Origin of the sequence: Bartonella rattimassiliensis 15908, from assembly GCF_000278215.1 — a bacterium.
GTDB classification, from domain to species: Bacteria; Pseudomonadota; Alphaproteobacteria; order Rhizobiales; family Rhizobiaceae; genus Bartonella; species Bartonella rattimassiliensis.
The window spans coordinates 23,898-30,677 of the sequence record NZ_JH725064.1 but is presented as its reverse complement, the minus strand read 5'-3'; the positions used below and the strand labels follow the sequence as shown (position 1 = coordinate 30,677).

Below are 6,780 nucleotides of genomic sequence, written 5' to 3'. Positions count from 1 at the left end.
TAAAAATGTGGATTCTGAAGGGGGTGTATATAAAATTATTTTACATAATATATTGATTTTTCTATGTTTTTATGTAATATGTGGCGCCTGGCATTTGAGACACGTAGAACAGAACGCTATTGGGTTACCAATTCACGGGCTTGTTTTAAAGAGACATCTCTTAAAGCATCCAATCTCATTTCACGATGGTGCCCATGAATGGTATAGCGATAAAGCCATTGAGCACCCACCATCTTTACCTTTGTGAAGCAACAAGCTGGCCCCATCATTATATTTGCAAGCTTTTAGGTGTTGCGATAGCCCTTGCATTAAGACGGTTCATAAGGACCATTTTTAAACTCTTTCTTCTACAGTTTTTATCTATACGCCAACTCCGCTTGTGATGTGCAAGCGAATGGTTTTGATTGATTCAACATACACAGATTTGAAATGAGAGAATCTTAGGTTATTCGGGACTTTCATTCAATATGAATAACGCTAGATTATCACTATAAATCAATGTATTGTGTTATCAAATTGTCGTGTGGCGGTTTGAAAATTTTATTTGATACTTGCCTGTAAAAAGAGAAAAAAACGTTCAATATTTTCAAGTTTAAGGAGGGGGAAATATTACTTTTAAGGATGAAGGGGGGAGAAACATTGGAAACTAGAAAAGAATAGATTGTTTCTAGCTTCGGTCTTTTATTGAAGTATAGAAAGAGGCTCGTTTTAAAGTGTGAGGTTGGAATAATGGGGCACCATTCATTAGCCTATTTACCATTAATTATAGCATGGATGAGGGCGTTCGTGAAATGAGAAAAGCAGTAAAAAATGTTTTTTCAAAAACGCTTGAATGAGCAATACAATGATATTTTATTTTGTGCTTTATCTTTGGGGCGTTATGGTTGTATGAAGAAGATGCTCACGAAAAAGAATGATATAAAAAAACAAAAGTAAAATATAAAAACTTGACAAGGTAAATGTAAAAAGATATCATTATGGCATAATTCGAATTGTATCTTTAAACAAGATGAAATCCATTGGGAAAACAATGGAGTGGAAGTTTAAGTCTCTCTCTCTCTCTAGAATTTTGATGTTTCTTACTTTCTGTGCTCTAGGACGCGGGAATATCTTGTTATTTGAATGGAATGGTGTTCTGTGATGCCATAAATTGGGGGGAAGAGTGGTCCACAGAGATATATCGTTGGAAACTCACCAACATAAGGTGTTTTTGTTAAGAAATGGGAATCTAGGACTGGGATTATCAGTCGTGTCTGGTGAAACGTCGTCTTTTGAGGGCGTGCATAAGCTTTACAGAGGGTGTGTTATTGTCTCGATGAGCCAATAATGCTGAGGAGGGCTTTTGTCTAATTCAGAAATCAGCCACAAAATTACCTTTTGTTTTGGTGCTTTGAGCTCTCTAAAGTTTTTTAAAAGGGATGTTCCTTTGCCCTATAGAGTTCTTGATCAGGATGTGGAGATTTGCTTCTGAGAAAAGATCTTCTTTTATCGAAATATCTACTGTTGAAAGATCCGCATAAAAAAATTAATAAAACTTCTAAATTTTGGGCGATTTCTAGTAAATACCCTGGGTTTACACGATTTAAACCTTTTTCCTATTTTGAGATTTGTTGGAAAATAACACCTGAAGAGCCTCCTAATTCTTTTTGAGAAAGCTCCATTGAAATGCGTCTATGACAAATTCTTTTTTCTATTGAAATGTCAATAAAATGTGGATTTTTAGTGTGCATTTCAAGCACTCTTCGGTTGCGTGGGTTCTTGCAGTGGTATTCTGGGAGGTGGAAAGAACTGAGTTCTAATCAGCTTTTTGCTTTTAGAGTTTATCGCACTTGGATAGCGTAAACTCTCCCAGAATTCTGGGAGATCCACATAGTGGGCTATTTTTTAGAACTTAGAGCTTCAATGCTCTCTTGATCGCTGTGTAGATAACCAAAATCGCTTCATTAATCAAAGTAAGTTTCAGAAGATTGGCAAGAAAAATTAAAGGATTTTTATCTTCTTATGCCATAGGGGTAAGATGAGGGCGAGAGTGGGCCATTAGAGCAGCGATAGGCCGTCGAGAGATCTTAAAGTAGATCAAATCAATAAGATGCTTTTTGTGAAAAAGTGTGGTGTATATTTAGGAACTGGGCTTATTTGTGGTGTCGAGTGAAATGTTATCCTTTGAGGGGTGATGAGAGGTGGTTTTGTCCAAGGGCAATGTACGCAATAAAAAGTGGGATTGTTTACAATCTCTTGTGTATCGAGTGGTGGGGTAGTTTGGAAATTTCGTTTGGCTTAATTCTGTAAAAATGTAAAAACGTAAAAATGTGAATCCGTAAAATAAAACAGAGGTTTTGGGCTGTACTTTATATGTATTTTTGTCTTTTAGGATGTAGTCTCATTTTTTTTAATTAGTGATTGCTTTTGAAGTTTTGTTGCTCATTTTCATGTCATGCGATTAGTTTCTCTTTATTGGAAGGAATAGGATGATGGCTGAGGAACGTTGTCTTCCCTTACGTCGAAGAGGGCGGAAAAAAGGAGCTTTGAATAAAACAACAAAGCGGTTTAATGAAGCTCTTTTGACAGCCGCTGAGCAGGCTGGATATCACTATGGTGAGGATGGTTTGGTGTCTTATCTTCAATATCATGCTCTGAATAATCCCGTGTCTTTTTTTTCACTGCTGGCAAAAGTTTTGCCTCTTCAAGTAACTGGGGAAGCAGGGGGAGATGTCAAAACAGTTTCTCGTATCGAGATCGTACCAGTGAAGTCAAAAAATACCGAACCGCAACAGCCTAAGCCTTCGGTCACTGAAGACTGAAGCTATGAGAAAATGTTTAGCTGAGGTGGATGATGGAAGATGTCATCTTGGAAGGGTGCTGCTTTGGTGGATGATGCGTAAGGACGTGTATTAAAGTGAATGATGCTTTCAGGGTGTAGGGGGATGATACGTAAGGGGGTACACGGTTTTATGGATGAAAAGCTTGAAACTTGAGATCTTATGCTGGGGGTAGAGGTATCTTGGGGGGCAGACAGGGGTAAGGTTTGGTGATGCGTGAGTGGCATGATATGGAAAGATGTTGTGCTTTTAGGGGATTTGGGAGGGGATAAGTGAAATTGGGGCGGGGCGGATATCGTGCTTTTGTGGGGGATAGAAGTGCGGTATTTGAGGGGGCAGGGCTCTTTTGTGCCTGGGGGTGGCGTATGGCGGCGGCAAGGGGATTTCAGGAAAAAAAGTGAAATTTATTGAGTATCATAATGAAGAGAAGATAAAACAGCTCTTCTCAGAAGAGCGTTTTTCGTTAAATGGCCCCTAGGATAATTAAATTCGGCATCATCAAAATTGTGAAGCTTAATTATTAATCAGTAATGAAAATTTATAAATGACAACAGTTCAGAAAATTTCTCAAAAAATGGAGAAAAAAACGGCTCAAGTGGCTCTTATCCCAAAGCTCATTCCTGTCTTTACTGGAAAAGCAGATGTGCGAGCTGCTTGGGGAGGACGTGGTTCCGGAAAAACACGTTCTTTTGCCTTGATGTCGGCTGTGGTTGGATATCGCCATGGAATGGCTGGAGAACGCGGTATTATTCTTTGTGCGCGGCAATTTCAAAACTCTCTCAATGAGAGCTCTTTGGAGGAAATTAAACGCGCTATTGAATCTTATCCTTTTTTACAAGACTATTATGAAATCGGCGATAAATATATTAAATCAAAAGATGGACGGATCGCCTATGTCTTCGCTGGGCTGGATCGAAATATCGCAAGTATTAAATCAATGGGACGCGTTTTTCTCTGCTGGGTGGATGAAGCAGAACCAGTGACCGAGACCGCTTGGCAAACACTTATTCCAACTTTGCGCGAAGAAGGAAAAGATTGGAATGCAGAATTATGGGTCACATGGAACCCCTGCCATGAAAACGCACCCGTGGAAAAACGTTTCCGAAATGTCGATAATCCACATATCAAAGGAGTAGAAATTAATTGGCGCGATAATCCAAAATTTCCTGAAAAACTCAATCGTGATCGAAAAAACGATTTACAGCAAAGACCAGAACAGTATAACCATATTTGGGAAGGCGAATATCTCCAAGCTGTCCAAGGCGCTTATTATCAGAAATGGCTTCTGGAAGCGGAAATGGAAGGACGGATTACCACCGTTCCACGCGATCCTTTGATCCAAACGAGAATCTTTTGGGATATCGGTGGAACAGGCGCAAAAGCCGATGCTACCGCCTTGTGGGTTGCGCAATTTATTGGACGGGAAATTCGAGTGCTTGATTATTATGAAGCGCAGGGACAACCGCTTTCTGAGCATGTGGGGTGGGTTTTTCAAAGGGGATATGAAAAAGCTCTTATGGTCTTGCCACATGATGGCGCAACAAAAGATCGTGTCTATAATGTGAGTTTTGAAAGTGCGCTTCAACAAGCTGGTTTTCAAACCAAAGTAATTCCTAATCAAGGTACAGGTGCGGTGAAAATGCGTATCGAAACCGTAAGGCGTTTGTTTCCTGCTATATGGTTTAATCGTGAAACAACAGGTGCGGGGAGAAAAGCACTTGCTTGGTATCATGAAAAACGCGACGAACAGCGTAATATCGGGCTGGGCGCTGAACATGATTGGGCAAGCCATGGGGCAGATGCTTTTGGACTCATGTGTGTGGCTTATGAACAGCCACATGGCCGCCCTAAAAAAAATACCTATCGCTCTTCTCTCCAGTCTCAAACTTCATGGATGGCTTTTTAATATGTCTACAGATTCTTCTTTTGATCAAATCGAAACGCTTGAACATCAAGCTATCTTTAAAAAACTCGTAGGGTGGTATCAGGATGATATTGCTCATGTCGAAAAGTGGCGAAAAAATGCTCAAGAAGACTACGATTTTTATAATGGGCGGCAATGGAATGAACAAGATCTTGCTGTCTTGAATGAACAAAATAGACCGGTCATGACTTTTAACCGTATTGCGCCTTTGATTAATGCTGTCATTGGGGCTGAGCGCAATAATAAAAGACAAGTCCAATTTATTCCACGACAAGAAGGGGCAGCATTTGCAAACCAGATTCTGACTGGGGCAGCTGAATGGTTTCGCGATGAAGCAGATGGGGAATACGAAGATTCCGATGCTTTTCAAGATGCGGTTATTTGCGGAATGGGGTGGACGGATACACGCTTGGATTATGAACAAGATCCCCAAGGAAAACCAATCATTGCACGCTTAGATCCTATGAAAATGGTGTGGGATGCTAGTGCTGTAAAGCCGAATCTCATTGATGCACAACGTTTATGGTACATTGATGAAAAACCTCTGACAGTGGCTCAGCAAATGTTCCCAAATGTTCATTGGAGTGATCTTCATGCTGATTGGGTTAAAAATCAGAGTTTTTTACATCCAACCAGTAATGGGAGGACACAAAGTTATCAGACTGAGGGAGAAGAAGGGAGTTGCTATCAACAGCCTAAAATGGTGACATTGGCAGAATGTCGTTGGTTTGAATGGGAGGTGATTTATAAAGTTCTCGAGCCTCAAAGTGGAAAGTTTATCGATTATGCAGAACACGATTTTCAAAATTTAAAAAAAATTTTTCCGAATGTTCAAGCAACAAGGTTGACCAGAAAAATTGTCAAACGAGCTTTTTTGGGCAGAAAATTGCTCGAAACACCTGATAAGCCTTTGGTTCCAGCTAATCAATTGGGATGGGAGTGTATTACCGGTACTTTTGATAAGTTAAGTCGACAATTTTACGGACTTGTCAAACCAACAAAGGATCCGCAAAGATGGGCAAATAAATATTTTAGCCAAGTGATGCATTTGCTCAATGTCCAATCAAAAGGCGGAATTATGGCAGAACGGGATGCTTTTGATGATGATCGACAAGCTACAGAAAGTTGGGCTAGAGCCGATAGCATTACTTGGTTGAAAAGTGGTGCTGTGTCAGGAGGAAAAATCCAACCTAAACCCGTGGCACAATTTCCGCAAGGATTTTTCCAATTATTTAATGAAGCAAAGAGCGCTATTGAACAGGTGACGGGGTTGTCTGCTGAATTTGTTGGTACTCGAGCTGTCAATCAGCCAGGTATTCTTGAACAACAACGGCGACAATCATCGCTTAATCTTTTAGCTGCCTTTTTTGATGGTTTGCGTCGATATCGGCAACGACAGGGAAAAATTATTCTATATCTCATTCAAAATTATCTGTCCGATGGACGCTTAATCCGTATTGCTGGTGATGAAAATGCTCAGTATGTTCCTCTGACACGCGAAATGGTGACAAGTTTGGAATATGATATTGTCGTTGATGATGCACCAACAAGTCTTAATGAAAAAGAGCGTACTTTTGCACTTATAATGCAATTGCTTCCTTTGATGCAAAATTTTGCAACGCCAGAGATTATGCTCGATCTTTTGCGCTATTCACCCTTACCTGCCTCACTCATTCATAAAATTGCTATAAAGACGCAAAACTCTTACCAAGAAGGGCAAAATTCTTCAGCACAGATGGGAAGCAGGATGGAAAAAGAGCAGATAATGCAAATGTTGCAGACCGTAAACACTCAACAATAGGACGTTTTATAAGAACCGATCTTGGATGAATATCATCGATCATCGCAGGTACAAAAATGTCCATAGCACAATGTTATTTATAGAGAGAAATGACGCCTCTTTTTAGCTTCGATAGAGTCTCATCGTAGGAGAGGCATGTGGCGGGAAGTGTTGCACCGTTATGGGGGGTGATCATGGCGTCGATATGCTGGAGCACAAGTGATGGGAGAGATGTGAGGGGATAAGTGCTTACAGGC

4 protein-coding genes and 2 pseudogenes are annotated in these 6,780 nt (G+C 40.3%); 4 read left to right on the top strand and 2 right to left on the bottom strand.

Annotation, left to right across the window (positions count from 1 at the left end; translation table 11 throughout):
* Window positions 1–119: 119 nt before the first annotated feature.
* Both MCY_RS00120 and MCY_RS10270 read right to left on the bottom strand, forming a co-directional pair.
* Window positions 120–331 (bottom strand): annotated as a pseudogene (locus MCY_RS00120) (Arm DNA-binding domain-containing protein); the annotation flags it as partial.
* A gap of 959 nt (window positions 332–1,290) precedes the next feature.
* A pseudogene (locus MCY_RS10270) lies at window positions 1,291–1,730 on the bottom strand (helix-turn-helix domain-containing protein).
* Between the two features lie 741 nt (window positions 1,731–2,471).
* Between MCY_RS10270 and MCY_RS00110 the strand changes: the two are divergent.
* The 4 genes from MCY_RS00110 to MCY_RS00100 all read left to right on the top strand — a co-directional run bounded on the left by MCY_RS00110 (window position 2,472) and on the right by MCY_RS00100 (window position 6,544).
* Entirely contained in the window at window positions 2,472–2,801 is a 330-nt protein-coding gene (locus MCY_RS00110; RefSeq protein ID WP_007346328.1) for a hypothetical protein, read from the top strand.
* 290 nt (window positions 2,802–3,091) lie between these two features.
* Entirely contained in the window at window positions 3,092–3,220 is a 129-nt protein-coding gene (locus MCY_RS10165) for a hypothetical protein (RefSeq protein WP_019224496.1), read from the top strand.
* A gap of 143 nt (window positions 3,221–3,363) precedes the next feature.
* The gene (locus MCY_RS00105) at window positions 3,364–4,725 is read left to right on the top strand and encodes a PBSX family phage terminase large subunit (protein ID WP_007346327.1); all 1,362 of its coding nucleotides are present in this window, start codon (window positions 3,364–3,366) and stop codon (window positions 4,723–4,725) included.
* 1 nt (window position 4,726) lies between these two features.
* Window positions 4,727–6,544: a portal protein gene (locus MCY_RS00100; protein ID WP_007346326.1), complete on the top strand. Its 1,818-nt coding sequence runs from the start codon at window positions 4,727–4,729 to the stop codon at window positions 6,542–6,544.
* Window positions 6,545–6,780: the final 236 nt, after the last annotated feature.